The 25,685-nt window shown below is 62.8% G+C and carries 30 protein-coding genes; 24 read left to right on the top strand and 6 right to left on the bottom strand.

Annotation, left to right across the window (positions count from 1 at the left end; translation table 11 throughout):
* The coding region (locus IPG14_RS10940; protein WP_343391849.1) for a hypothetical protein at positions 1-265 on the top strand (265 nt) is incomplete at its 5' end.
* A 120-nt stretch (positions 266-385) separates the two neighbouring features.
* Here IPG14_RS10940 and IPG14_RS10935 read toward each other — a convergent pair.
* Together IPG14_RS10935 and IPG14_RS10930 are read right to left on the bottom strand one after the other, a co-directional pair.
* Entirely contained in the window at positions 386-613 is a 228-nt protein-coding gene (locus tag IPG14_RS10935; protein ID WP_343391848.1) for a hypothetical protein, read from the bottom strand.
* 72 nt (positions 614-685) lie between these two features.
* On the bottom strand, positions 686-889 hold the full coding sequence (locus IPG14_RS10930; protein ID WP_343391847.1) for a hypothetical protein: 204 nt from the start codon (positions 887-889) through the stop codon (positions 686-688).
* 1,514 nt (positions 890-2,403) lie between these two features.
* Between IPG14_RS10930 and IPG14_RS10925 the strand changes: the two genes are divergently transcribed.
* The gene (locus IPG14_RS10925; RefSeq protein WP_343391846.1) at positions 2,404-2,580 is read left to right on the top strand and encodes a hypothetical protein; all 177 of its coding nucleotides are present in this window, start codon (positions 2,404-2,406) and stop codon (positions 2,578-2,580) included.
* Between the two features lie 2,457 nt (positions 2,581-5,037).
* On the opposite strand, the gene IPG14_RS10920 is transcribed toward IPG14_RS10925, so the two are convergent.
* A complete protein-coding gene (locus IPG14_RS10920; RefSeq protein ID WP_343391845.1) occupies positions 5,038-5,178 on the bottom strand; it encodes a hypothetical protein in 141 nt (46 codons plus the stop codon).
* 935 nt (positions 5,179-6,113) lie between these two features.
* Between IPG14_RS10920 and IPG14_RS10915 the strand changes: the two genes are divergently transcribed.
* The 3 genes from IPG14_RS10915 to IPG14_RS10905 all read left to right on the top strand — a co-directional run bounded on the left by IPG14_RS10915 (position 6,114) and on the right by IPG14_RS10905 (position 7,209).
* Positions 6,114-6,443: a hypothetical protein gene (locus IPG14_RS10915; RefSeq protein WP_343391844.1), complete on the top strand. Its 330-nt coding sequence runs from the start codon at positions 6,114-6,116 to the stop codon at positions 6,441-6,443.
* A 25-nt stretch (positions 6,444-6,468) separates the two neighbouring features.
* Positions 6,469-6,648: a hypothetical protein gene (locus IPG14_RS10910; protein WP_343391843.1), complete on the top strand. Its 180-nt coding sequence runs from the start codon at positions 6,469-6,471 to the stop codon at positions 6,646-6,648.
* A gap of 156 nt (positions 6,649-6,804) precedes the next feature.
* Complete coding sequence (locus tag IPG14_RS10905; RefSeq protein ID WP_343391842.1) at positions 6,805-7,209, top strand: FAD:protein FMN transferase; 405 nt, start codon at positions 6,805-6,807, stop codon at positions 7,207-7,209.
* A gap of 147 nt (positions 7,210-7,356) precedes the next feature.
* On the opposite strand, the gene IPG14_RS10900 is transcribed toward IPG14_RS10905, so the two are convergent.
* Complete coding sequence (locus IPG14_RS10900) at positions 7,357-7,677, bottom strand: hypothetical protein (RefSeq protein ID WP_343391841.1); 321 nt, start codon at positions 7,675-7,677, stop codon at positions 7,357-7,359.
* A 40-nt stretch (positions 7,678-7,717) separates the two neighbouring features.
* Between IPG14_RS10900 and IPG14_RS10895 the strand changes: the two genes are divergently transcribed.
* The 8 genes from IPG14_RS10895 (at position 7,718) to IPG14_RS10860 (ending at position 14,234) form a co-directional block, all read left to right on the top strand.
* Entirely contained in the window at positions 7,718-8,161 is a 444-nt protein-coding gene (locus IPG14_RS10895; protein ID WP_343391840.1) for a hypothetical protein, read from the top strand.
* A 175-nt stretch (positions 8,162-8,336) separates the two neighbouring features.
* Positions 8,337-8,468 (top strand): hypothetical protein, encoded by a 132-nt coding sequence (locus IPG14_RS10890; RefSeq protein ID WP_343391839.1) that lies wholly within the window; start codon positions 8,337-8,339, stop codon positions 8,466-8,468.
* A 188-nt stretch (positions 8,469-8,656) separates the two neighbouring features.
* Entirely contained in the window at positions 8,657-8,809 is a 153-nt protein-coding gene (locus tag IPG14_RS10885) for a hypothetical protein (protein ID WP_343391838.1), read from the top strand.
* 38 nt (positions 8,810-8,847) lie between these two features.
* Positions 8,848-9,138 (top strand): response regulator, encoded by a 291-nt coding sequence (locus IPG14_RS10880; protein ID WP_343391837.1) that lies wholly within the window; start codon positions 8,848-8,850, stop codon positions 9,136-9,138.
* A gap of 23 nt (positions 9,139-9,161) precedes the next feature.
* A complete protein-coding gene (locus IPG14_RS10875; RefSeq protein ID WP_343391836.1) occupies positions 9,162-10,055 on the top strand; it encodes a helix-turn-helix domain-containing protein in 894 nt (297 codons plus the stop codon).
* On the top strand, positions 10,028-11,041 hold the full coding sequence (locus tag IPG14_RS10870) for a HAMP domain-containing sensor histidine kinase (RefSeq protein ID WP_343391835.1): 1,014 nt from the start codon (positions 10,028-10,030) through the stop codon (positions 11,039-11,041). Before IPG14_RS10875 ends, IPG14_RS10870 begins: the two co-directional genes overlap by 28 nt.
* 213 nt (positions 11,042-11,254) lie before the next feature.
* Positions 11,255-14,062, top strand: a complete 2,808-nt coding sequence (locus IPG14_RS10865) for a YCF48-related protein (RefSeq protein WP_343391834.1) — start codon at positions 11,255-11,257, stop codon at positions 14,060-14,062.
* Positions 14,063-14,075: 13 nt separating this feature from the next.
* Positions 14,076-14,234 (top strand): hypothetical protein, encoded by a 159-nt coding sequence (locus IPG14_RS10860; RefSeq protein ID WP_343391833.1) that lies wholly within the window; start codon positions 14,076-14,078, stop codon positions 14,232-14,234.
* A gap of 126 nt (positions 14,235-14,360) precedes the next feature.
* Here IPG14_RS10860 and IPG14_RS10855 read toward each other — a convergent pair whose 3' ends face one another.
* Both IPG14_RS10855 and IPG14_RS10850 read right to left on the bottom strand, forming a co-directional pair.
* Complete coding sequence (locus tag IPG14_RS10855) at positions 14,361-14,606, bottom strand: hypothetical protein (RefSeq protein WP_343391832.1); 246 nt, start codon at positions 14,604-14,606, stop codon at positions 14,361-14,363.
* A gap of 600 nt (positions 14,607-15,206) precedes the next feature.
* Positions 15,207-16,040: a hypothetical protein gene (locus IPG14_RS10850; RefSeq protein ID WP_343391831.1), complete on the bottom strand. Its 834-nt coding sequence runs from the start codon at positions 16,038-16,040 to the stop codon at positions 15,207-15,209.
* 604 nt (positions 16,041-16,644) lie between these two features.
* Here IPG14_RS10850 and IPG14_RS10845 point away from each other — a divergent pair.
* From IPG14_RS10845 to IPG14_RS10795, 11 genes are all read left to right on the top strand, one after another.
* Positions 16,645-17,631, top strand: a complete 987-nt coding sequence (locus tag IPG14_RS10845) for a hypothetical protein (RefSeq protein ID WP_343391830.1) — start codon at positions 16,645-16,647, stop codon at positions 17,629-17,631.
* Between the two features lie 30 nt (positions 17,632-17,661).
* Positions 17,662-18,603, top strand: a complete 942-nt coding sequence (gene pyrB / locus IPG14_RS10840; protein WP_343391829.1) for an aspartate carbamoyltransferase — start codon at positions 17,662-17,664, stop codon at positions 18,601-18,603.
* 58 nt (positions 18,604-18,661) lie between these two features.
* The gene (locus tag IPG14_RS10835; RefSeq protein ID WP_343391828.1) at positions 18,662-19,834 is read left to right on the top strand and encodes an ATP-dependent 6-phosphofructokinase; all 1,173 of its coding nucleotides are present in this window, start codon (positions 18,662-18,664) and stop codon (positions 19,832-19,834) included.
* A gap of 22 nt (positions 19,835-19,856) precedes the next feature.
* Positions 19,857-20,474 carry an orotidine-5'-phosphate decarboxylase gene (gene pyrF / locus IPG14_RS10830; protein WP_343391827.1) on the top strand — a complete coding sequence of 206 codons (618 nt, stop codon included), beginning with the start codon at positions 19,857-19,859 and terminating at the stop codon, positions 20,472-20,474.
* 370 nt (positions 20,475-20,844) lie between these two features.
* Positions 20,845-21,264 (top strand): caspase family protein, encoded by a 420-nt coding sequence (locus IPG14_RS10825; protein WP_343391826.1) that lies wholly within the window; start codon positions 20,845-20,847, stop codon positions 21,262-21,264.
* Positions 21,265-21,361: 97 nt separating this feature from the next.
* Entirely contained in the window at positions 21,362-21,676 is a 315-nt protein-coding gene (locus IPG14_RS10820; protein ID WP_343391825.1) for a hypothetical protein, read from the top strand.
* Positions 21,677-21,926: 250 nt separating this feature from the next.
* Positions 21,927-22,265 (top strand): hypothetical protein, encoded by a 339-nt coding sequence (locus IPG14_RS10815; protein ID WP_343391824.1) that lies wholly within the window; start codon positions 21,927-21,929, stop codon positions 22,263-22,265.
* Positions 22,266-22,541: 276 nt separating this feature from the next.
* A complete protein-coding gene (locus IPG14_RS10810) occupies positions 22,542-23,081 on the top strand; it encodes a winged helix-turn-helix domain-containing protein (protein ID WP_343391850.1) in 540 nt (179 codons plus the stop codon).
* A 199-nt stretch (positions 23,082-23,280) separates the two neighbouring features.
* Positions 23,281-23,640: a hypothetical protein gene (locus IPG14_RS10805; protein WP_343391823.1), complete on the top strand. Its 360-nt coding sequence runs from the start codon at positions 23,281-23,283 to the stop codon at positions 23,638-23,640.
* A 1,144-nt stretch (positions 23,641-24,784) separates the two neighbouring features.
* A complete protein-coding gene (locus IPG14_RS10800) occupies positions 24,785-25,006 on the top strand; it encodes a hypothetical protein (RefSeq protein WP_343391822.1) in 222 nt (73 codons plus the stop codon).
* 377 nt (positions 25,007-25,383) lie between these two features.
* Positions 25,384-25,590 (top strand): hypothetical protein, encoded by a 207-nt coding sequence (locus tag IPG14_RS10795; protein WP_343391821.1) that lies wholly within the window; start codon positions 25,384-25,386, stop codon positions 25,588-25,590.
* Positions 25,591-25,685: the final 95 nt, after the last annotated feature.

The raw sequence follows: 25,685 nt of genomic DNA, 5'->3' as shown, positions 1-25,685 counted from the left end.
CACGAAGGTTCTGTCGCGCAACCGTCACTGGCTCGAATGGGTTGTTGCTGGCAAACACGGTGGCGCGCTCGTCCATCCGGCTGGTGGTTTGCGCCCGCGCGCTGGATTCACCGATGCGTTGGAGAAGGGCGTGATGATTGGCCGCGGACGATGCGGTCCGACCGTCCTGACGATTGTCGCGCAGGCGGTGTCGCTTAACGCCGGATACGCCGATCAGCGCAACGAATGCTTCCGCCACGCCGGCAAGATCGGGTATGAACCATGATCGGGGGCAAGAATTGGTGCCAGGGAACGCTGAGGTCGCCACGGCTTACCACCAAAGCTGGAATCCACAAACCCGTAAAGGAGGTCAGTTTCATCTGATAAACCTTCGCTTTCGAGGCTGTCACCGAACATTCAGATTCATGATGTTGACGCTGGCTTCGCCTGCACCCAGGAAGACGAAGCGCTGGTCAGCCAGAGACGGCCGCCGGTCAGGCGCAGCGCCGAACAGACGCTCGCCAGGGCAATTTGCGGTGCCTTTGAACGTCATCATCGAAGGTGCAGATACGCTCGCGGCATTTGCGCAGCAGGCGGAAATCGCGCTCATGCTGCTGAAATCTTCGAAATCCAAAGAACAAAGCGGCAGAAGTGCGTCGCGCCGCCGAAATGGCAACCTCCCTGACGATCAGAGGCCTTGCCGCGTTCACGTTTTTGCGGCAGGCCGGATGGAGAGCGGATCGTCGAGCAGGGCCTGGTTGTTGGTGCCGACATCCAGGGTGATGGGCGTTGGGAGGTGGGATGCACGCCCGCGCACGCAGGTGTAGAGCGCCAGTTTGCCGATGGGATCCCCATCCCATTGGCGCCCAGGCCGCAGGCCGAGATGCGCTCGCCGCCCAGACGATGACATGGTGCGCGCGTCGGCAAAGCGCCGGTTCGTTGCGTGCAGAACAACACAGCTCGCGCATGTTGATGATGAATAGACCGTGCGTTTACTAAGATGTCAGTGCTGCTGTAAGGCCCCAACTGGCCGGTCGGTGTAGATGATTCGCGCATGATCGTCCCGATTGTTTAATCACGCAGCTCATAGGTTAGGCGGTGATTGCAGGCCGGTGAGATAGCGATACTTGCTCAGCGCGGTGGTTTACCGGCGCGCTGCGCGCGGGGCGATTGTTCCTGTTGGCGCAAGAAACGCCACAGCGGCCCAGCCCACGCAGATTTGAGCGCTTCACTGCTCAGCTTCTGGGTGAAACTGGTAATTTTATTGAGGAGCGGCGAAAAACTGCTGGCCGCGACGGCGGATGAGGCTGTGTGGTAGATTCATCGCTGTTTTCCTCAGACCTGCCTGGCATTTTCATGGGCGCGCATGAAGCTTCCAGGGTGCTGCCTAAGCCGGCACGGCGGCCACGGCATTCACTCGCCATCACACTCTTTATTTGCTTTCACATTGACATTTATATAGCGCAAAACGCGTTCTGGACACCACTGGACTCTTGCCAGTGGCAGTTTCACCGTCGTTGCAGCCCACGCGTGTGGCAGGCGCGCGTCAGCGCCCCGCCCTCGATCAACTTGTAGGGGCGCACCGCTCACGGGCAGGCGCAAGGCCACGGCTTCTTCCTTCTGATTACGGATGGGATAGCGGCATTCTGTTTTACGGGCGAAAAGTCGCGTCGCGCCCGGCACCGCCGGACAGGTCAAAAGTCTTTGTGTTAAACTACGGCCCTTGCGGGTTGGCGGAGAGACTGCACCAGTGCATGATCGGTCAGGCTTTCTGCCTCCGGCGAACCACTTGTCTGGCCGCTGCGCCCGGCGGTCGTTCCGGTCCAGGCGCGGCTGTCCCATCTCTTCGTGTCTCGTATGTCGAAGAGAGAAAAGTATTGAAAACAGGATCTTCACTACCGCCCATCGTTTCGCGCCCATCCGTCGGCTTTTGTCGCGGTGCTGACCATGTTGAGCAGCTTTTGGCTGCCGACCGCCGCCGTCGCGAATGGCCCCATTACTCCCCTCAACCCGGCCGAGCAGGCCATGACAACACCGGCACAGGCGGCCTAGGACCCTGGCGTGCAGCATCGCTCCGGGTGCAGGAACTTGTCGCCGGTCACCGCGCCGAGGTGTTTGAGATTTTCCCTTCTTCGGCCCCTATGCGCCTGGCTATCGCGTGGATTCGGACGGCACCGTTACCAGGTAGATATATCCGATTTCGACCGCAACGCTACAGTAACGGCAATGTCCACCAGGGCCAGGGAGTGCGCGTTGGCCCGTTCGAGCCGCGAACACCTTCCGCTGATCAACAAGCGCCCCTATCAGCTGGCCGTTTCCCGGACTGATTCGCACGAGCGCCGATGCGGAGGCGGCCCTGGTTGTCGCCCCCGATCCGGTGGACCAGATCTGCGTGGATGGATCAGCATCACATGGACACGCCTTGTGACGGAAGCCATCTCTGCGCCGGGTACGACCTTTTTCACCGATAGCGGCGCCGTCTGGGTGCTCGTGGATCTGACCGAGGACAAGATCGAGAAGATTTGGTGGTCGGAGCGTCCGCAGGACTTGCGCAGCCCAGCCTATAGCCCCCGACCGGCGTCGGTTCTGAGCGACTGGTAACACCGCCACCATCCACGTCACTCGTAACGGTTGGAACCTTGACTACCGGCACCACCCCGACCGACGCTGGAAATTACCAACCTAACCTACGACGATCGGCGGCGCTCGCAGGTCAGCCACCCGCATGAAGCTGGATCGGAGTGGCACGCCTTTACTATCCAGGCAATTGGGGCTACTGTGACTACACCGTTGGGGCGGCGGCGGGCGGCGGTTTTCCCATCTACCCCTACGGCGTGACCCAGGTGCGCGACCTGCCTCGACAGGCGAAGCGATCATCGTTTTTGGGGTGTGTGCAGGACTTCCGTATGTCCAATTGGGGCGCAGTCCGTACCACTAACGTTACGAGCAGCACTTCCAGTTCTTCAACGACGGCCGCTTTCGCGTCGTGACCGCGTCTTACGGCCAGGGCTGGGGCAACGACCAGGACCAGGAGGCCAACTATCGGCCGCCGGTGCGTATTGACATCGCTGTCAAGGGCGACAGTAACGATACCCCTGACCTGTGGGACGGCGCGCAGTGGGTGGATCAGACTACCGAAGCCTGGTGGTTGCAGAGCGCGCCTTACACCGAAGGGTACTCACCGCGCCGAGGATCAGTCTGGTTCCGCTACTACATTGAGCCAGGAGAGGGGTCAATACAATGACGACGCCGCACGCGCCACAACGCCCGGCTCGACGTCACCCAGCACAAGAGCCGCGTGGAGGGCGACGCGGATATGCCGCCATCGGTCAGTGCTGCACCGGCAATACGTGCAAGGCCCCTGAGCAGTTCATCAACGGCGCAGTCAGTGAGTAACCAGAACATCGTGCTTGGTACGCCGCAGAGCGAGACCATTACCACCTGGAGCCACAACCTGCCGGGGCCCTACCCCGCGCAGTACTGCTGGACAGACAACACAACGCGAATCTGGCCCCGCTTCTCCGGTCCCGATGTGGGGTCGCAGCCGACCACGCTCACCTCGTGCTCACGGTGGCCGACCCGAATTGGTGATCATGCACCGTTGACACCAATGACCTGTTCGCCAGCCTTCCACGGGAACCGCTTGTCATCCACGAGGGATTAACAGTGCTATGAGAGCCGATCGATTTGATCGCAACGGCATCATTGTTAGTGACCGAGGTGATGATGGAATGCCCGCGTTGCCTGCCTGGGCTGTGCAGTGCTATGAGCAGTATGAAACCTGACTCCCAGTGATGCCCCCCGGTGCGTGCGATGGTAGTTGGCCTGGAGGCCGCGCGTTGGTCGCGGCGGAACGGAAGGAAACAATGAAGAAAACCCTTATCCTGATTCTCGTGGTCATCGGCGGTCTGTTTGTCGTGCTGTGGCTGGCAACGCCCATTTGGGCTTCCAGCACCGTGATCTCGTCGGCCATTCCGGTAACCCTTTGGCCACTAACTTTGGTATTGTCGTGCAAACGCTTGCCGCGGCGGCGTGCAGCGAGCCGGTCGTTAGCCAGCCTCACGTCGCCCACATACGGCCGTTTGCAGGAGAGAGCGCGGTTTCCGGCTACGTGCCACCATGCAGAGCACCGCCCTGGCGCTCAGACCGCGGTTGAGCCTCATGTCTCCGCGACCGGCGGCACGTTGGGGCCAGCCCGGGGGGCGACACGCAGAGATCACGGACGGTGACGTCACGCAGACCAGCGCCAAGCACAATAACGGCGCCGCGTGGCTACCTTCCATTTCGATGGACTCCGCCGTACCCGCGCCGGAGGCCGTGGTACTTACGCCGCGGGCAACCGGTCACCCGATGCGGATGTCGGCAAGACTGGTCACGTTAACACGATCCGAGCGTTGAGCGTCGCGATCTCCCCGCCGTCGAGCTTGACGGATTCGGACGACTGACCCAACCTCATCGTTGTCGCTTTCGCGTTTTGGTGTCGTCCCGGTTTGTCGTCGGCCGGTTCCTGGCAGTTCTGGCGCGCCGAGCGCAGCTCCCTGGCGCTGACCCCGCTGTCGGCGGCGATACCCGTTGCCGGAACCTGAAGAAACGAGCACCGCCAACTTGGCAGTGCCCGTTTTATTCAGCTGGCCTGGTCGAAGCGCGTCAGCGCTACTGTTGGCGCTGGTATGGTCGGCAGGCCGGAGAGCGCCGGCGAGGGCGCGACCGGCAGTGGCTCTCGTCAGTCAACGCCTGCAAAAGGCCACCAGGTCAGCCTGCTCCTGATCGCTCGTGCCTCGAAACCTTTGAGCAAAGCGATCAACGTGTAGGGCACGCCGTAGTCGGCCGGCGCCCGCGGGCGTAGAATTCGATCACTGCGCTCAACGTTGCCAGGAGCCGTTGTGCACGTAAGGCCCCCGTGGTGGCGATGTTGCGCAGCGTGGGCACCCTGAATGCGCCGCGGACGCCGTCGGCAGTCACGCCAGTACGCCCGGCATCCATAACGTCCACGCCCACCGCGCGAGCAGGCCCTGGCGAAGGTGGGTGGCTGATGGCACTGCCAGCAAGTGGCCTGTTCTAAAGAACACCGCCAGCCCGTTGCTGTGGTGTGGTGGTCAGCGCGGTGGCGTCGCCGCCCAGCCGATAGCGGTCCACGGGGCCGTCATCGCTGATCAGTGCGTCGGAACGCCGCCAGCGCGCCACATTGTCGAAAGTCACCGATTCTGGGCCGCCGCCAAACGCCCGGACTGAATAACGACAGGATACCAGTAGTCCCGTAGCTTGGCCTCCACGTTCGGTGGGGATGGCAGCCATGTCATGGGGCAGGGTCAGGGGGGCAGCCTTCTCCGTGATTCCAGGGGCCGTCTCAGTCACCATCCCAGTTCGGGAAAACGCTTGAGCCCGCATTCCACAAGGTCGGCACATTGCGGGTCGGTGCGCCCGGTCGCGCGTGTTGACCACTTGCCCGTTGGAAGCTTCAAGATCGGGCTGATGGCAGGTCGCGTCGACATGGCGCGGGTGGTCGAGAGCACCGGGTCGAAGAACAGTTGTCGGCCCAATCGACCGCGGTCGGCGTCGCGGGGATTATCGGTGGGGATGGCCTGATCGGGAACGGAGCGCTTGGGTTGCAGGCGGTAGCGCCAGGGCCACCCCGGCCGCCTGGACGGTGGGCGGTGGGGGGTCAGGGCAGGGTCGGCGGTAGGCGTGAGGCGGGCGGCGCACGCTGTCAGCAGCCCAAGCAGCGACAGCGTGCCGCAGCAAAGTTGCCAACTTTCGCAAAAGTTGGCAACTTCGGTCGCTTATTCGTGTGATGTTCATCCTTGTTCTCCTTGAGTTGGCAACCCTGTCTGATGGCCCCCGATGGCCCCGATATAAATGAAGCGATGCGTTGCCCGTTTGTGTACGACTACAACATTCTTACGACAGTCAAACTCACTCACAACATGGGCGGCTTCTCTGATTATATGCCCCACTGACTGCGGCGTCAACTGCATTTAACGCGCCTTAACGCGTTCACCCTGCGCTTCACCCACGAGGCCGCCGTTGGGAGTATCATCAGCACATGCAAGGCTGAGGCGCCTGTCACGAACCTGCTGCTGACAGCAACCAGGCGCTACCCGTGCAAAACGATGATGACCTCAGGAGGTAAACCGATGCGATCTCAGACGAACCGTCAAAGCGATTATCATCTTGCCCTGCTGACCGCCTTTGTGCTCACCCTGGTCACCGGCGGGATACTGCTGTCCGACCGGTTGGCGGCCGTGCTGCCCCTGTGCAGGCGCTGTCCCGTGGCCGCCGCCGTGACACCAGCCGCCGATCCCGCCGTGCAGCCGACCGACAGCAATGCAACCATTGCGGCCTACGAGGCAGTTGCAGGAGGCCACCAGGCGCTGCAGGATGCCTACGCGCAGATCAACGCGCTGCAGGCCGGCCAGAATCAGCCGATCTCTGGCTTTAAATTCGGGGTACGAACACGAGCATGAGGCGAACACGAAGGAGAACATGACCATGACTGATCCGCAGAAGTCCCCTGTGAATCAACGTCAGCCGTCGGCCAGCGCCAGTCTGACCTGGAAAAGCGGGTTGCTGGCCGTCAGCCTGGCTGTTGTGATGGCCGGCAGTGCGCTTGTCGCTCGTTTCGACCAATCGGCCCAGACCGCCCAGACCGCCCAGCCGCCTGGACCGTGAGGCGGACGAGCACTCCAGCGCCGACCCAAACTGAGGTGCAGACCCAGGGCCAACAGCCCGGTCGCCTGGCGCTGCCGCCCAGGCCTTTGTTTCAGCAACCGGTCACCCGCACGCGGCGGTCGTGAAGATGCTGCATCGGATCCACTTGCGGTTGCCGTGAACACCGAGGTCGGCATCTGGCTGTGGCAACCTGCCGCCCAGGCCGCGGAACGGTTGCAGCAGGCGTCGCAACGCTTCACCGCCATCGAGGCTGAACTGAGCCGCTTTCGGCCTGATTCGGGCCTGAGCCGCTTGAACGCCGCCGGGCGCGGACCGCAGCCGGTGTTGCCGCTCTTGTGGCCCGTGCTGACTGCCGCCCCGAGGCCGCGCCGCAGTGACGGGCCTGTTCGATCCGACGCTGCCGTATGCGCTGCGCCAGGCGGCTATGATCGCAGTTTTGAACAACTGCCGCCGCCATCCCCGCTGCGCCGGCGCGCTGCGGCGCTGGATTGGGGCTATCAACGTGTGCGTACGAATCCCGCCGCCATGATGGTGGAGTTGCCGGCCGGTCTGGGCCCTTGACCTGGGCGGCATCGGCAAAGGCTGGGCGGTGGACGATGTCGCGCAGACGCTGGCTGCGCATGGCCCGGTGCTCGTGGATGCCGGCGGCGACATGGTATCGTCGGCGCCGTTAGCGGAGCCGTGGCCCATCGCGGTGCAGAACCCGTTTCACGCCAGCACGACCTGTTCACCCTGGCTGTGAGCAGCGGCGCCGTAGCGACCAGCAGCATCGGCGGTCGGCGCTGGGCCAGCAACGGGCGGGCCATGCATCATCTGCTCGATCCGCGCACCGGCCAACCAAGCGCCAGTGATCTGCACAGCGTCACGGTGTTGGCGCCCACGGCCGCCGACGCCGAGGTGGCCGCCAAGGTCGCGTTGATCCTGGGCAGCCGGCAGGGCAGCGCTACCTGGCGAAGCCGCAACTTGCGCGGCCTGCTGGATCGGTCGCGAGGTCAGCAACAGACGGTCGGCCGCTTGCCGCTCAGCCATCTGAACCCCGGCCAACAACAATTTTGCAGGAGTACGCGTCATGACCACAAACATCGAACGTCAGCCGGCTTATCCCGCGCTGCGGCCTGGGAATCGGCCGCCGGCGCTGCGCCGCACCGTCAACAGCAGGCCATCGTGCCCGACGGCCCTGAGACCTTCTGGGGCGCCGTGCTCGGATCGCTCGCCGGCCTGGGCCTGGCAACTGCTGGCCTGGCCATCGGCTTGGGCGACCGGATTGGCGGCAGATACCAGTCGTACTGGTACCTGGAGCCGCGCGGCCGGCTTTGTGGCTTACCTGCTCCTGTGGGGTTCGGTGGTCTGGGGCATGCTGCTCAGCTCCAAAATTGGCAAGGGCAAGCTGCGACCGCCTGTCCTGCTCGACGCCCATCAATTCCTGAGCCATGTGGCCGTGGGCTTTACTCTCTTTCACGGCCTGATCCTGATGGGCGATCGCTACCTGAGCTTCCCCTGCGGGCGGTGTTAGTCCCCTTCGCCGGGACCCATGAACCGGCCCTGGTTGCAGCCGGGCAGTTGGGCTTCTGGCTGTTGCTGCTCTTGGTGCTCAGTTCCCATACGCGCAAGCAATTGGGCCAGGCCCAGTGGCGGGCGCTCCATTACACCAGCTTCATCGCGCACTGGGAGTGCTCCTGCATGCTGTCATGCTCGGCAGCGACTCGCAGCAGAGCAGCGTGCAGGTTCTCTACCTGGTAACGGCTGGCGCGGTGCTGTTTCTGACTCTCTACCGGTTGCTGGCCACGGAAGGCCGGTCGCGCAAGGCGGCGGCGGGCTGAGCCGGGCCGCTTCGCAGCCTGGGGAGATCGCACGCTGTTGCATCCGCGTCCCCGATTGGTCGAAGGCAGGCGCAGCGTGCTACAATGCCTGACACGGGCGTGCGAAAGTTCCGTGGCGGAGGGGGTTTCAGACCCGCTTTGGCCGCGGACGTTGTGGATGCCGATCTGTGGCGCTGAGGTGAGGGTGCATGGTGCAGGCGAGCAAGACGACTATTCTGCTGGCTGACGATGACGAGATGATCGTGGAGGTGCTGCAGCGCCAGTTTATGCAGGGGGGCTACGCCGTCGAGGTGGCCTTCGATGGCGCGGAGGCGCTGAGTAAGGCGCACCACCTCACCTGATCTGATCCTGCTCGATGTCATGATGCCCCGGTGCAAGGGTGGATGTGGTGCGTGAATTGCGTCGGGAGAGCGCGGTGCCGGTTCTGATGTTGACCGCGCGTGGCGAGGAGATGGACCGCATCCTGGGGCTGGAACTGGGCGCTGATGACTACATCGTCAAGCCCTTCAGCTTTCGTGAGCTGTTGGCCCGCGTGCGCGCTACGCTGCGCCGGGTCTCGCTCGATCAGGCCGCGCCTGTGCCGCCAGCCGCCGCCCTGCTGAATCTGGGGCGCCTTTGCATTGACCGGCGGCGCCGCCAGGTGACCCGCGACGGCAGCCGCTGGCGCTGACCCAGCGCGAGTATGATTTGCTCATGGTACTGTTGGATGCGCAGGGCGCCGTCGTGTCGCGGAGCGATCTCCTGGATCGCGCCTGGGGTGAAACCTGGTTTGGCGATCCGCGCACGTTGGACGTACACATCCGCTGGCTGCGTGAAAAGTTGGAGCAGGACCCGAGCCGACCGGTCTTGATCCTGACCGTGCGCGGGTTGGCTATCGTCTTTTGTCGCCTGATGAGATCCAGAGCCATGACTAGTCCGGTGTTGTCACCCGTTCAGCAGACGGCTGCCCGCTGGCCCTGGCAGCGCAATCTGCAGACGCGCATCGTTCTCACCTTCACCCTGCTCTTTCTCGTTGTCCTGGCCCTGCTTATGCTGCGCGTCAGTCAGTCCATCTACCAGGCGCAGCTCGAAGCCTCCACGCACAATCTGGAGATTGCCGCTTTTCTCGCTGCTAACGCGCTGGAGGACCCGCTCAGCGGCTACGAGGCCGAATTCGAGCGCTTTGCCAACTGGGAAGCTGAGCAGGGGGACGAGAAGAGGGAGAAGCCTTCTGCCGGGACAGATGACCACGAGGGCCAAGAGGATCAGAAGGACAAAGTTGGGACACAAGCGCCCATGTCAGGTGTCGAGCCGCCCCCGTCGAGTGCGCGTCTTCAGCAAATAGCCTCGGTGTATGCGGCTGACACAGGCACACGCGTCACGATCCTCACCCCGCTGGGCAACGCGCTGGCCGATAGTGCGCTGTCTATCACGCAGATTGGCAATCAGTCTGCACACATCGAGGTGCAGGTTGCCCTGCAAGGCCATACGCAGCATGATGTGCGCACCGATCCACACGACGGCCAACCGACCTTGTATGCGGCGGCGCCCATTCAGCAGAGTGGTAGGACCGTGGGGTGGTGCAGTTGGCGCAGCCGCTGGAGATGATCTTGCAGCCGATCCGCACCTCTCTGCTCGGCTTCGCCATCGCTGGCCTGCTGGCCCTGGTCCTGATTGCGCTGCTCTCATGTGGACGGCGCCGCTTGGTGCGGCCCATCCGCGCGCTGGAACAGGCAGCGTTGGCCATTGCGGCCGGTGATTTGAACCAACAGGTGCCCACGGAATCGGCCGACGAATTGGGCGCGCTGGCCGCTGCTTTCAATCACATGGCCGCGCAGTTACGCCAGACCCTGGAGCAGCAGCGCCAATTTGTGGCCAATGCCAGCCATGAACTACGCACGCCGCTGACCAACATCAAGCTGCGCAGTGAGCTGCTGTTGGAAAGCGGCCTGGATGATCCAGAATTGGCTGGTCGGTACCTGGCCGAGATTGACAGCGAGGCGGACCGCCTGGGGCGCCTGGCCAGCACCCTCCTCGATCTCTCACGCCTGGAGAGCAGCCAGGCGGTGCAGCACCAGCCGCTGACGCCCATTGACGTGCGACCTGTGCTGTCGGCCGTCGTCGCCACCATGACGCTGCGGGCGCGGAGTGCAGGGTTGACCCTGCAGGTGCAACTGTCGCCATCCCTGCCGCCATTGCGCGTCTGGCCCGAGCAGATCGAGGCAATCCTGCTCAATTTGCTGGACAATGCCATCAAGTACACGCCCGCGGGCGGCCAGATCTACTTATCGGTTGCGGCCATGCCTGACCGCTGTCAACTGCGGGTGGCCGATACCGGTAGTGGCATTCCCAGGCGGATCTGCCTCCATATCTTCGATCGTTTTTACCGCGTCGACAAGGCGCGCAGCCGGCGGTCGGGACAGCACGGCGTCGGCCTGGGTCTCTCCATCGTGCAGGCGCTCGTGCTGCAAAATGGGGGCCAGATCAGCGTGACCAGTGCGGTTGGTCAAGGCACGACCTTTACCCTTGAATTCCCCGCTTCCGCGCCGTTGACAGCGGACGCTGCAAATGCCCGCTGCGTGTCGCAGGCATGAGTTTGAGCTTTTACTTCTCCATGCTATACTGCCCCAGTTGCCGGTGAAAAGCCGCGGTTGCGACCGGCTTGGCGACCGGTAAGTAGAATCTGGCATGGAGTAAACGTCGTATGTGGAAGTTGAGTTCGCGTGCGCGCCGGGGCGTGGGTGCATTCCTGCTCTGCGGCGCGCTTTTGTTTGTGGTTCTGACGGCAACCGCCCCCTGTTGCGGATGTGGCGCGCGCCGCTTCCGGCCATCCGCCGACGCCAGGCGCCTGGACGGCGCAATGGCATGGCGCCGATGACCTCACGGGGATCGCCTTCGCGAATAGCCAATTGGGCTGGGCCGTGGGTAAGAACGGCCAGTTCATGCGCACCACCAACGGCGGCTACACCTGGGCCTATCAGTTGGCCGCGCCGGCCGTTGATCTCGGCGCCGTGGATTTCGTGGATGCCACCACGGGCTGGCGTGTCGGCGCCAATGGCGAGATCTGGCGCTCCACCGACGCGGGTCTCACCTGGGCCAGCCAGGGGTCACCCACCTCGTTGCGCCTGACTTCCCTGGCGATGGTGGATGCCAGCACCGGCTGGTCCGCTGGTTACAGCGGCGCCATCGTGCGCACCACCAACGGCGGCGGCGCCTGGACCGTGCAGTCTGGCGGCACCAGCAATCACTTGGACGGCCTGTTTGCCTGGGATGCCAGCCGCGCCTGGGCCGTGGGCAACCTGGGCACGGTCATCGCCACGACGAACGGCGGCGCGACCTGGACGCCCCAAGCCGTTGGTGTGACCACTTCCTGGCTGCATGCCGTGACCTTCACCAGCAGCCAGAACGGGTGGGCGGTCGGCGACAACGGCGCCCTCCTGCGCACCACCAACGGCGGCGCGGTGTGGACCACGCAAGCCCTGGCGGAAGCGCATGCGCTGCGTGCGATCGCCTTTTCTTCCGCCCAGCAGGGCTGGCTCGTGGGCGATGGGGGCGTGGCCTGGTATACGCTCGACGGCGCCAATAGCTGGCTGCCGGGCAATTCAGGACAGGCCCAATCCTTGCTGGCGCTGGCGCTGCCCGCGGATGGCGATGTCTGGGCAGCCGGCATGGGGCACCTGGTGCTGCACAAGCAGGGTTCCGGCGCCTTTGCCGTCGCGGCGCCGCCCGCGGTGACGGAACTCAAAGGGGTGGATGCCGTGGATGCCAACACCGTGTACGCGGTGGGCGATTACGCGCAAATCCTCAAGACAACCGATGGCGGCGTCAGTTGGCGCATGTTGGATGGCGTGGCTCTGCAGTCTGAGCCTGGCATTGACAACCCCTGGTTGCGCGGCGTCAAATTCCCGGTCAACGCCAGCACCGGCTGGGTGTCCGGCCGTTACGGCGCCCTCTTCCGCACAACCGACGGCGGCGAGACATGGACGCGCCAGGTTGCGCGCCTGGCCAACGGCGACATGCACACCGGCTTCTTGTGGTTCGTGGAAGGCTATGACAACCAGCACGCGATGACCGCGGGCAGAGACGGCTATGTCTTCCGCACCAGCGACGGCGGCGCGACCTGGCTGTTTTCCACGGCCGACATGAGCATCAACATTCGCGATGCCAGCTACGCGACGCCCAACGACGTGTTTGGCGTGGCCGCATGGGATTCCTTCGTGACGAGCCACAACGGCGGCGCAACCTGGACACGCACCTACCCCGGCACCAACGCCGATTTCCTGGACGGCATTGATTTCCTGGATGTGAACAACGGATGGGTCTCCGGCAGTGGGGGCGTCATCATTCACACAACCAACGGCGCCGCCACCTGGGCGCCCCAGGCGAGCAACACCACGTTGCATCTGTTCAACCTGGATATGACTGATTACCAGACCGGCTGGATCGTCGGCGATGTGGGAACGATCCTCTGGACCACCAACGGCGGCACAACCTGGACTCCGCAGACCAACCCGCTGACCGACGCCCTGAAGTGGATTGACATGCTCGACAGCACCAGCGGCTGGGCGGTTGGTGACAACGGCATCATTCTGCATTACCAGGTTGCGCCCCCCACCCCCACCGCAACGCCCACGGTCACGCCCACTAAGACGTCCACGCCGACGAACACGCCGACGGCAACACCCACCGCGTCGCCCACGGCCACGCCAACGCCACAGGCTGGTCGCGGGCATGTCGCCGGCCTGGTCTTTCACGACTTGAACGGCAACGGCACCTATCAGGCGGGCGAGCCGCCCCTGGCCGGCGCGGTCATCTGGCTGCAACAGGCCGACGGCACGCCCCTGCTCGACATGACCACCGGCGCGGATGGTCTCTACGGCTTCCGCGACATCGACGCGGGTGCGTACCGGCTGGAAGAAACAGACCCGCCCGGCTTCACCTCCGCGCCGGGCAGCAACCTGGTCAACATCGCGGTCAGCGCCGGGCAAACGACGGCGCACGATTTTGCCGATCTGCTCCTGGCCACGCCCACCCCAACGGCGACGCCAACCCCCACCTCGACACCGAGCCTGGGCCAGTTCCAGGTGATTTCTGGCCTCGATGACACGTCGCAGCGCATCAGCAGCGGCTACAACGATCTTTCGGCCATCGTCGTGCGCCTGGGTTACGCCAACAGCAATCAACTGCTGGGCGGCCTGCGCTTTCAGGACGTCGCGGTGCCGTTTCACGTCAAAATCATGGACGCCGGCCTGGAGATCAACCGCACCTACCATCAGGCGTCTGGCGCCGTCAATCTAACCGTGCGTGGCGCGGCATTGGACGATGCGCCCGACTTTCAGACGCTGGCGCCATTAGCGATGCCGACCACAACGGCCAGTAGCGCCTGGAGCTTTGCGGCCATCACGCCGCTGGGGTGGATTTCATCACCCAACCTGGCCGCGATGGTGCAAGAGGTGGTAGACCGGCCAAACTGGCAGCCAAACGCCGCGCTGGCTTTCCTTCTGCGCAGCGAAACCACCAACACGGGTTACTTCGACGCCGTCAGTTATGAAGGGAACCCGGCCTCGGCCGCGCCTGCGCATCAGCTATGCGGTCTGCCGAGCGGCCGACATTGACTGCAGTTGTCAGGTGGCAATCAACGATGTGGAAGCCGTGGCCGCGCACTGGGGCCTTGACAGCGGCAATCCCGCCTGGAACCGGCTGTATGACCTGGTGTCGAATGGGGTCATAGATGCGGCCGATGTGGCCGCGGCCGCGTCGGCCTGGGGACAGGTGGGGTGCTATTAGGAAACAGTGGTCACGACCAGCGAAGCTAAGGGGCTTCCGTGACGATGTGACCCGCGCGGCCCGCGGCTGCATCGCCGTACCAGTTGACGAAGAAATCGTGTAACTGCGTCGCATTGGTCACGCCTGTCAGGTCCCAATCCACGCCCGGCGCTGTGATGAAAACGGGTAATCCTGCGGCCCGCCCAGACCGCCGTGCGTAGCCACGTGCTCCTCAAAGCCCACCACCGACCCATCCGCATACCAGGTACCCAGCAGCACCAGGTCGCCGCTGTGCGGAAAGCGTACCAGGCGGTCAACTTGCTGCAGCGCGGCCGGGTCGGGCCAGATGCGGCAGAGTGTCGCCGCCAGTTGTGGGCTATCCAGGCGCAGCACGCCGCGGGCGTCACGCAGACCGCGTTGCCTTGCTCACGCCCCAGCACCAACCCAAAGCCACTGTGGGCGCGCAGGGCGCTGAGCAGGTCGGGATAGAGGATCGCGATCTCGCTGATGTCCATCTGCGCGGGGGTGACCTTGAAATAGATGTGCGCCAGGCTGCCGGCCACGCGTACGATCACATCACTGCGCCGGGTCAGGTCATAGTCGGCTTGATCTCGGGTCTTGGGGCGAAGCCACGACGCAACGCCCGCCGCAAGAGGCGCAGCGGGCGCTGACTGCGCGGCGACGCCTGCTTCTGCGGCTTGCAGTTCGCTGTGCAGCAGTTCATCCTGCATGGAGAGCCCAGGGCGCCTGCCCGCCTTGCACATCCACCACGGCCTGGCCGACATGCGTGCGCACGAAGTCCCCAGCGTCTGCTGAAAAGCTCTGCGAAGGGCCGGCAACGGCTCATCCCATGATCGGAAAAGATGAACAGATCATGGCGCGGCGGTGGCGGAACTGGCGGCGCACCTGGTCAAGCTCTCGCGGATGCAGGCATCAATGCTGCGCAGGGCAGCCAGGGCTTCATCGGACAGAGGGCCATGATGATGGGCGCGGTCATCGTAGCCGTAGTAATCGGTGTAAATGGACGGGACGCTGCGATAGATGTCCAGCGCCACGGCGAAGGTCTGAATCTCGCGAAAGATGACGTTGAGCGTCACGGGCGCCAGGGGTGAAAGCAGGGTCGCCAGGGGCGCGGTCAGGCTGGCGCGCAGGCGGCGCAGGCGCGACGGGCGGTCCTGGCTTGGACGTGCCATGCAGGCGCGACCGCAGGGTGCGGGCATATTCGCTCAGGGACAGCCACAGGGCGCGCAGCGAACGGCGCGGGGTCAGGAGAAAGAGCAGGAAGAAGAACGAACCGCGCACATTTTGGCTAAAATGCTGGCGATCGAGCGCGGACAGGGTCAGGAAAGAGGTGCGCGCGTGACCGTCGAACAGGTTGAAGTAACTGGAGCCGCCGGTCAGAATGCCGTAGCGCCCGGCGCTGAGGCGTTCTTGCAGGCGCTGCAGGTGCGCTGGCACCTTGCAGACAATGGTTTGGCCGCTCTCTTTTTCATACCAGCGGAATGACGGGATGTCCCAGTTGTTGCCGAACAGTAAACCGGCCTGCACGGCCGGCGTGCTGCTGGCAGACCGCAGCGCCAGCGCACGCGCCAGCCCTCGCGCTTGATGAGCCGCTGGAGGTAGGGCGTGGCGCTGCGCCAGCGCATCCAACAGATAGCGATGCGCCAGCCCGTCAATCTGAACGATGAGAAATCCACGCCGGCCATCGCCCGGCATGACGCCGCCGCCAAGACGCGAGGCCAGCGCACCGTATTTGCGGTTGTAATACCACGTGGCAAGCGCAGTCAACCAGTCAATCAGGCGTTGCACGAGCCAGGCCACTTGCATGAGTGGCATTATGGCGGTAAACGCCTTTTTGGAGCAAAACCGGCCCCCCCGGCCCCCCCGCCCCGGCCGGCCGGCCCCCCCCGGCCCCCCCCCCGGCCCCCCCCCCCCGCGCCCCCCCCCCCCCCCCCCCCCCCCCCCCGGGGCCCCGGGGCCCGCCCCCGGGGCCCGGGCCCCCCCGCGGGGGCCCCCCCCCGCCCCCCCCCGGGGCCCCCCGCCCCCCGCCCCGGGGGGCCCGGCCCCCCCCCCCCCCCCCCCCCGGGGCGCCGCCCCGCCGCGCCGGCCCCCCGCCCCCGGCCCCCCCGGCCCCCGGGGCGCCCCCCCCCGCCCCGCCCCCCCCCCCGCCCCGCCCCCCCCCGGGGGGGGCCGCCCCCGGGGGGCCCCCCCCGCCCCCGCCCCCCTTGTGCAACTGGCATGACGAAAAGGGGCATGATCTGCACTGGTCAGACACCTGTGTAAAGATCGTTATGCAACGCAAAGGCGCAGAGAAAATCCCAAAAAAGCCCTTTTGCCAAAACGGCCCTGCAATGGTAGAATAACGCGGCTCACCCCGCTTGAGCCGCCGAACCGGTCATGGTTTGGAAGTATACCTCATTGCAGGATGTGCATGGACGCCATTCGCCTGCCGGGTCTGGTGGACGTGCATGTCCATCTGCGCGAACCCGGCTACGAACATAAAGAAACCCTGCCAGCGGGCACCGCGCCGCATTGGCCGGGGCTGTGCGATGTCGGCCTTTTTCTGGGCGCCACGCGTGACACGGACCCGCTGATCACCGCGGCTGCCGCGCCCTACGCCTGCGGTCTGAAGATCTACGTCAGTGAGACGTTTGGCTCCCTGCGCCTGGAAGACCTGGCCCAGTTGATGGCCTTTTTCCGCACCTGGCCCGGCCCCGGCCCCATCGCCGTGCATGCCGAAGGGCTGCTGCTGGCAACCTGCCTGGCGCTGGCACAGCTCTACGGCCAGCACCTGCACGTCTGCCATGTCAGCCGGCGCAGCGAGATCGAGCTGATTCGCCGGGCCAAGCAGCATGGCGCGGCGGTCACCTGCGAGGTCACGCCACACCACCTGTGGCTGTGCGAGGATGACCTGCCCCGCCTGGGCGCCCGCGGTCAGATGAAGCCACCCCTGGCCACGGCCGCCGACCGGGCCGCGCTCTGGGCGAACCTGGATGTCATTGACTGTTTTGCCACCGATCACGCGCCGCACACCGCGGCTGAAAAGGCCGCCCCCCAGCCGCCGCCCGGCGTACCCGGCCTGGAGACCATGCTGCCCCTGCTGCTCACCGCGGTGCATGAAGGTCGCCTGACCCTCGACGATCTCGTCGCCCGCCTGCATCACAATCCGGCCCGTATCTTTCATCTCCCTGCCGGCGGCCAGCAAGCGCAAACCTGGGTCGAAGTGGACGCCGCTGCTGTCTACGACCTGCCCGCCAGCGGCTACCAGACCCTGTGCGACTGGAGTCCGTTCAGCGGCCTCACGGTGCATGGCGCGGTGCGCCGCGTCGTCCTGCGCAACCAGGTGGTTTTTGCTGATGGCGTTGTGCTGGCCGCGCCCGGCGCCGGCCGCGTGCTGGCGGCGCCGGTTGTCGAATGAAAGAAATCGAGAGAATGAAGAGGTTTTTTCATGCCGCACTCATCCAACGGCTGGTTCGGCCAGCATGTGTTGTCAGTCAAACAGTTCAATCGCCCCAAGCTGGAGCACATCTTCGAAGTGGCCCACAGTATGCGCTCGATGGTGGAGCGCTTCGGCACGGCTGACATGCTGCACGGCCATGTGCTGGCCAACCTGTTTTACGAGCCAAGCACCCGCACCTCGTCCTCCTTTGCTGCGGCCATGGTGCGCCTGGGCGGTCGCGTGCTCAGCATCAACGAAGTGGTCTACTCCTCGGTCAGCAAAGGGGAGTCACTGCCCGACACCGTGCGCACCCTGGAGTGCTATGCCGATGCCATCGTGCTGCGTCATCCTGAGGTGGGCGCTGCGGCCACGGCCGCCCGCTACGCGCACGTCCCGATCATCAACGCCGGCGACGGCGTGGGCGAGCATCCGACTCAGGCCCTGCTTGATCTCTTCACGATTCAAGAAGAGTTGGGCCGTGTGGACGGACTGAAAGTGGTGATGGTCGGTGACCTCAAGTATGGCCGCACGGTTCATTCCTTGACCCGCTTGCTCACGCAGTATCAGGTGGAACTGGTTTTTGTTTCGCCTGACATGCTGCGGCTGCCGGGTGAGATCGCCGAAGAAGTACACAGCGCCGGCCTCTCCTTTCGTGAAACCGATGATATTCATAACATCATTGGCGAGGCCGATGTGCTCTATGTGACGCGGGTGCAGAAGGAGCGCTTTACCGATCTGACGCTCTATGACTCCGTCAAGGAGCATTACGTGGTTGACGATGCGCTCGCTGGCGCGGGCCAGGAGCGGATGATCGTCATGCACCCGCTGCCGCGCGTGGGTGAAATTGCCTACACCGTGGACGATGATCCCCGTGCCGCCTATTTCCGCCAGATGCGCAACGGCATGTACATCCGCATGGCGCTGCTGGCCGCGGTTCTGGGCAAGGCGTAGGGCAAAGTTCGATGACGCATGACCCCCAGTCAATCGTTTGCGCAGAGAGGATACGACGATGCCTAACCGACAGAAGACCATCGGTATTTTAACCGGTGGTGGAGACGTTCCCGGATTGAACCCCGCACTGAAGACCCTGGTTTATCGCGCGGCAGACGATAACTGCCGCGTGGTTGGTGTGCGCCGTGGCTGGGGCGGCCTGCTTCACTTCGACGCCAACGAGCCAGCCAGCCGTGAAAAACACCTGATTCCCCTCGACCGCCAGACCGTGCGCACGGTGGATCGCACGGGCGGCACCTTCCTGCACACCAGTCGCACCAACCCGGCGCGGGTCAGCAACAATGAAGTGCCTGATTTCTTACGCGGCGCCAACTATGACCCCGCGGCCACGGGCAAACATGACTTCACGCCGCATGTCTTGTCGAACCTGGAGAAGCTGGGCATTGATGCGCTGATCCCCATCGGCGGCGATGACACCCTGAGCTACGCCGAGCGCCTGCATCGCGAAGGTTTCCCGGTGGTGGCTATTCCCAAGACGATGGACAACGACGTTTATGGCACCGACTACTGCATTGGCTTCTCCACGGCGGTCACGCGCAGCGTCAACTTCATTCACAACCTGCGCACCAGCGCCGGTTCGCACGAGCGCATCGCCGTTGTCGAACTGTTCGGTCGCAATTCGGGCGAAACGTCACTGATCTCGGCCTACCTGGCCGGCGTAGACCGCGCGCTCATCTCGGAGGTGCCGTTCGATATTCAGCGGCTGGCGCAGATGCTGGCGCATGACAAGGCGTCCAATCCAAGTAACTACGCGATGGTCACGATCTCTGAGGGCGCGACGATGCTCGGCGGTCAAGTGATCGAATACGGGCAGGAGGATGCCTACGGTCATCGCAAGCTAGGCGGCATTGGTGAGATGATGGCCGAGGCCCTGCAGGCGCTCACCGGCTCGCACATGATCTATCAACCCCTGCTATACCTGATGCGCTCTGGCGCGCCTGACTCGCTCGATCTGATGGTCGCCTTCAACTATGCCAACATGGCCATGGACCTGGTGGCCGAGGGCACGTCGGGTCGCATGGTGGCCTTGCAGGGCGGCACCTACACGCACATCCCCATCAGCACCATCATGCAGGGCAAGAAGCGCGTGGATGTGGACGAACTGTATGACATCAACGAATATCGCCCCAAAGTGCGCCACGTGCTGGGCAAGCCAATGTTCTTGTATTAGGAATACGGAAGCATAATTCGATATGGCGACTGACTTCTTTTCTAAACTGACCGCCGCGGCACGCAAGAACAACTCTCTGCTCTGCGTTGGCCTTGACCCCACGCCGGAAGCGGTTCCGGCCGCGTTTCGCCAGGCCGCCAATCCGATCCTGGCCTGGAATCGGGTCATTATCGAGGCCACGGCTGACCTGGTCTGCGCGTTCAAGCCTAACATCGCTTTCTACGAGGCCCTGGACGACGGCCTGGCGACTCTCAAGGCCACCCTGCGCCTGATCCCGCCTGACACCCCGGTCATTCTGGATGCCAAGCGCGGGGACATTGGCTCCACCGCGGCCGCGTACGCCCGTGTGATCTTCGACCAGTTGGGCGTGGATGCGGTGACGCTCAGCCCCTACCTGGGCGCGGACAGTTCGATGTCCAGGGGCATCCCTTCCACCAGGCGGCAGACCTGGGCCGCGGTCACGAAACGCGTCGAGCGCAGCGCCCTTGATCTCCCGCGCCTGGGCCAACAGCCCCGGCCAGTTGTTTGGAGGGCCGGCGCTCGCCGCTTTCGATCTTGCGCAGGGCAAAGACCGTGCAGCCAGCGCAGCGTTCGGCCAGCTTCGCCTGCGTCAGATCGAGGTTCTGCCGCCGGCGCTTGAGCCATTCACCAAAGAAGAGAGGCGATTCTTGCGTATGCATGTGTCTCTCGAAGTTGGGCGCATAGCGGCGCAGTGTTACCGTTTCCCAATTCTACCGTAACCTGGGCAAATGCCCGCTGTGGCGTCAGCAATCCCAAACTTGCACCGCAAAGATCGCAGAGAGCGCAGAGGAATCATACCTTGTCTCGCAATTTGATGCTCGCCGCGCTCCTTGTGATCGGATGTGAGTTTTGCGAACGAGATCGAGTTTTGGCCTGCGGGGCACCTAATAATCTGCGTCAGATTTGCGTCAGAATAACACCAACAGCCCATCAAGCAAATGTTTCGGGTCCGGGGTAAGATACAAGCAGTGCAGCAGGGAGGTTCCATCGTGACTGATCGCGCTCGATATTGGGGACTGTTGACCGGAATCAACTACTACCGTTACCATGGTCCCGAAATTTCCAATCTGCGCTTTGCCGTAAATGACGCCCAAGAACTGCGCCAACTACTGACCTCGTCGCCATACAGCTTCCTACCCAACCAGGTTTCTCTACTGGAGAGCAGCGATCCGCAGCACGATCAGGCCGTGCGGCGCAATGTGCTGCGGGAGCTGCACCGCCTGGCCCGCAGCGCACGAGAGAAAGACACATTGCTTTTCTACTACTCCGGACACGGCGCTGTGCTGCAAAACCGGCCTTGCCTCTGTCCATCGGACACAGAGTCTGATGAACTGTTCGAGGACACAATCATCCCGTTGGCGCACGTGCGGGACATCATCGAAACCAGCGCAGCCGCAGTGAAATCTTGATCTTCGATGCCTGTCACCTGGGCGCACGCTTGGGCGGCAAGGCTGCTGCGGAAAGCGCCCAGGAATTTGTGAACCAGGCCAAACAGGTTTCCAGGACGTGCAGGGAATTGCCATGCTGGCATCTTCAGCTTTAGAAGAGACCTCCATCGAAACAGCGGAGAAGAAGCACGGAGTCTTCACCTATTATCTGCTGGAGGCGCTGCGCAACCAGGGCGCGGTGGATCGCAATGGCGATGCGCGACTGAGCGTCATGGAGGTCATCCAATACGTTGCACTCCGTGTGCGAAACTATGGACAGCAGCCAACCATCCTGTTGGAGGGCAGCGGCGAGCCTAACCGTTCCCTGTACCTACGAGACCTTCGGTGTCCAATCCGGTGCGCCGCGCTTTCCATCGCCGGTCAAAGCCAGTGAGGATTTCTTCGGTCGCAGCGAGGAGTTACGTCGCGCTGGAGAGACGCTGCTTCACACGTCGGATATCCTGATCCTTGTGCATGGCGAGACGCTGCATCGGTAAGACCACATTTCTCAATCGACTAAAGACGTTACTCGATGAGGAAACGTCAAGCCGTGAAACTCCCTATTTTTCCTTTTCCATCGAGCCAGCCGGTATTCGAACCCTGGATGACTTCGCCCGTGAGTTGCGGGATGGCGTGCAGCGGGTTTGCCAGGCGGTTGCATCTTCCGACGCTGCTGGCGACAGGACCTTTTATTCACGAGCTTTGGCCGCTTCGGCGCTGAAATCGGAGGATATGTTGCGGTTTATGCGCAGCAGCCGGCTCTTCATTTTTTGGATGAGTTCGACAAGCTGTGGCAGGTGACCGACAACGTCACAGCCAACCAGATCATTGGGCTTGTGCGCTATATCGTTGAGCAAACCAATCTGCCGGTGGCCTTTGTCGTTTCCAGCTTGAAGGACCCAGAACTCTTCTGGACCTCCTTTGGCAGCCCACCATCCTCGCTGATTCTCTATTTGTCGCCGCTCGATCGCGGGGGATTGTGATGCTATGTTGGCGTCCTTTTCGTAGAGGAGTCAACCAGGCGGAGCGGGCTCTTTGCACAGATTTACCTGGCCTCGGGCGGACATCCCTATTTCGCCAGGCTGCTCGCCGCCGAAGTCTTCGATCGCCTTATTCAAGGGGCACGCCTGGAAGACATTCTTTCCACGTCCGGATGGGGAGCAGATCCTGAATCGCGCAGCAGTAAGACCGGAGGCCACAGATGTTCTCAGTTCATTTACGAACAGCTCAGCGATGACCAGCGATATGTCTTGCTCTCTGTGGCCGCGCGGAGCCGACTGCGCCGTGACCGGCGACGAAGCAGCCCGCTGGCGGGTCTCGCAGCGCGTGGCAGCACGAAAGTTGGAGCAGAAGCACTACCTGTTCCCCTGGCCGACGGCGGCTACCGGCTGCGGCTTTTGCTGCTGGGCCAGTGGCTGAAGCAATGGCCAGAACGCGCCCTGGAGAGCGAGCGGTTGGGCGTGATCCCTGCTGCTCCCATCAGTCAGCAGGGAATCTGCATTGACGAGCGGAGCGGCAAGGTTTACCTGGACGCGCGGGTGATCGAGACTGAGCTGCCGAACCTGCAGTATCAGGCGCTGCTGCACCTGGCTCGCAATGCCGGGCGTGTGGTTGCGCGTGAGGAAATGTACGAGGCTCTGCACCGCAAAGATGAGGCATACCTGCCTACCGATCAGAGCCTCGATGCCCTGATCTACCGACTGCGTCTGGCCGTGGGGGACAAGGAGCAGCGTTACCTGAAGACCCTGCGCAAGCGCGGCTACCAATTGACCCAGGGAACCGTCATCCCAAGCCGCTGATTCTCATCTATTGCCTTTGGAGATTGATTGACCATGAGCGCTGAACGGGCCTACTTGCAACTGAAGTTCGCACAAGATGTCTGGCATGACGAGTCTTCAGACGAGAGCCCAAAAGACTTTTTCGATCGGGACGCAGTTAAGCGGAAAGCTCTGGACATCCTATTTTCGCCAGCAATCCAAAAAGCTGTGGTGATTATCGGTGAGCGCCGCGTTGAAAGACCTCAAGCTGCGGCTGCTCCTGAACAAATGTCGGAGCGAGAAAGGCTTTATCGTCTTCGAAGTTCCCTGGCAAATAATTCAATCGGCGGCAGACTTCTATAGGGCGTTCTTACACGAGATGGAGAAGATCCTTCGCCCGGAGGCCACCCCCCACATATCCGATGTGGAGGTGCGAGATGCATCGGCTTTTTGGTACGCTTATCAGGCGAGAAAGAAAGAACTGGCTGACAAAACTGTAGTCGTGGGAATAGATGAATTCGATTCGATCTTGAAGCAATGCGCCGAGGCGGACGACGAGGAATGGAAAAAAGGTCTACTCGACAGTCTACAGACTCAGTGATGATGAGCCTGGAGTCAAAGTGATCGTGGCCATGGTCAGGCATCCCTATCACGGTAGAACCCTTGAGGGGTTCGCCATTGCCTGCGCAGCGAGCCGATAGAGCTTCGCCCCTTCGAAGAAACTGACTTTGTGGAATCGTTCGCAGCTACTTTGAGTCTCTATCGGATACTGAGATTCAGGAGTTGAGCCGACTTCTGGAACTGGCCGTACTATGCCAAGGCCGTGCTGCACCATCTCCTGCAGATTGATGAACGGAACGACCGGCGACTGCAGGTGAGCGGATTGAAGCAGTGAACTCGATCGAGCAAACGTGCAAACACCTTTATGACCATCATTGGAGCAGAGGAAGCGGCAGGCGCTCCTTCTGCTCAGTAGTGGGATTTCTCGCAAGAAAAGGACCTCGCGCCTAAGCGTTCCCCTGCGTACGGCATTCCGTCGCCTGGCCGAACGGGGGTATCTCACAGGAGAACAGGGGCAGCACCGCTTTCGCGTGGGGTTGATCGAGGACTGGTTTGGATCTTGGATTGATCGCGAGCTTGCAGAGCATGACCTCAGCATTCCTGAACTGCTCAGGCAAATGCGGCGGTCCGGAGCCCAAAGACCAGGAACCAGGCGAAATCTCGATTCGGATCACGAAGGAAGAACTGCGGCGACGCGGGCTTTTAAGCGCAACAAGATGCGAGGTCGAAGATGAGATGGATTGCGCTCCACAGGGCAGAGCTACGAGGCAAAATGGTGGCCCGATGACGCCGGCAGTCACCCGGTGCGATTTGATGTGCCGGAGAATACCGTTGACGCCTGGCGCCTGGCAACCGACAGGTTGGCCCAAGAATGGCCAGATCCGCTCCACCTGCCGCCCGCTACGTTCAGGACGTGCGAATTCTCCAGTGAATTCCCTTCGACGCCTGAATCAAGTGAACAAGGCGGGGTCTCAGAGGCGTGGACAGCGGCTGTTCTTGACAGGATGATGTTTTGCAAGTTCGTGCTCGCCATACACCGGGAAAAGGCGGATGGATCGCGCAACCAGCCGCAGCGTGCCGACACGATTGCGACCCACACCGTTTCCCGGCCCGTAGATGGCCGTATGGCTGGATAGTCTGGTCAGAATACTCAGCAACACTCGACGAGCGACACCCGATCCGAGATGGTGGAAGCGGAGACCTGGGAATACGCGCTGGAACATCTCTGCCAACGCAAAATCCACAGACCACTAGCCAACTTCTTGGACGGTCATGACCTGCTGTACGAAGTCGTTCGTCGCACGGCCCTGGCTCAGCCTGAAATCAGACAGACCGTCGAAAACAACCATGCCAACCTGCTCAAAGCCACCGTCCACTTCTTGGAGGCGGCTCAACAGCGCAAGTGAAAATCGCGCCGGTCATGCGTCACCGATAATGCTGCGCTTTTCTCGCCAACACCGGCCAGGATTGTGCTGCCGGCTGGCGGCTCACCGTCCGTGCCGCTCGACGAACGGCGGCAATACCTGAGAAGTTTTTCGGCAGCATCTGCCCTACGGGGAGGAGCGTTTGCTGCTACACCGCGTTCTCTGACTGATCCGATGCATCGCGATGAAGCCGGGGACAAGGCGGAAGCGACTACCGAAACCCCTGCCAGCCTCATGGCGCAGCACTACCAGACCAGTATCTCCTCGATGATGCCGTAGCCATCTGGGGAGAGGGTGCCCAGAGTCAAACAGGACTTTCGTTGAAGGGCTCCTGGACGTATACCGAAGACTGGCGCTATGTGATTCTCATAGTTGCACTGCTCATCCTGTCATTTGTCCATCTCCTTGTTGCAGGTCAAGGCTGGAAAAACCTGGCACTGTTTCCGGCCGCAGTGCTTTTATTGACAGCGGCATCTGTAACGGTCTATGCACTCACGGCAATCACGAAGCGCCTGGTCACAGGACAAGGTTTCTCCTACCTGGAGCTGCTCCTGCCGCGCTCCTAGGCAGCATCGTAGTCGGGCTTTCCATTCTTGCCATGTGAGAGCACAGTGGCAAGCCACCCTGACCATGCCCTGGTTCCAACTGGGCACTGATTACA

Source organism: Candidatus Amarobacter glycogenicus, assembly GCF_016704105.1.
Taxonomy (GTDB): Bacteria; Chloroflexota; Dehalococcoidia; order Tepidiformales; family Tepidiformaceae; genus Amarobacter; species Amarobacter glycogenicus.
The sequence above is the reverse complement of the archived record's forward strand: the minus strand, read 5'-3'. Positions and strand labels throughout refer to the sequence as shown.